General features: G+C 58.7%; 1 protein-coding gene. It reads right to left on the reverse strand.

Annotation, left to right across the window (positions count from 1 at the left end):
* Window positions 1–7: 7 nt before the first annotated feature.
* Window positions 8–450, reverse strand: a 443-nt coding sequence (locus tag F0U47_RS23060) for a hypothetical protein (RefSeq protein WP_149752387.1), incomplete at its 5' end; no start/stop codon positions are given.

A 450-nucleotide genomic window follows, 5' to 3' on the forward strand; every position in this document is an offset into this window, starting at 1 on the left:
CCGCCTCTTAGTAAGCCGCGGCTGTTCCCCAGTGGGGCTTGTTGTCCGGCTCATATTCGATGCCTTTTAGACTCTTAGGCTTAAGGGGGTCGATGAGGGGTGCGGTAAGGTCGGTGATGGGGTAGGCCCGGTCCTTTAGGTAGAGTCCGTAGCGAGATGGGTACAGCCGGTCGATGGCAGCCAGCCTGTCGAGATGGTCCTGCCATGCCTTGTGGGCGTCGAAGGGATCAACTCCACGTCGCACGCGTCTTGGCACGTGGTAGATTGGCCTGTAATAATCGAGAGAGCGAGGGTAGTTGTGGGCATAGATAGGGCGCGGGGAGTAGCCGTAGATCTCGCGATGGACAGGCAGATAACGGTAGCCGGGTACCGTAATCCTCTCAGCGGCAGCGATAGGGTCGTCGGAAATCGACTTGGAGTAAGGGTAGGGCGGGAGGAGTTCGGGGAAAA

The organism is Nocardioides antri, from assembly GCF_008373765.1.
Lineage (GTDB): Bacteria > Actinomycetota > Actinomycetes > Propionibacteriales > Nocardioidaceae > Nocardioides > Nocardioides antri.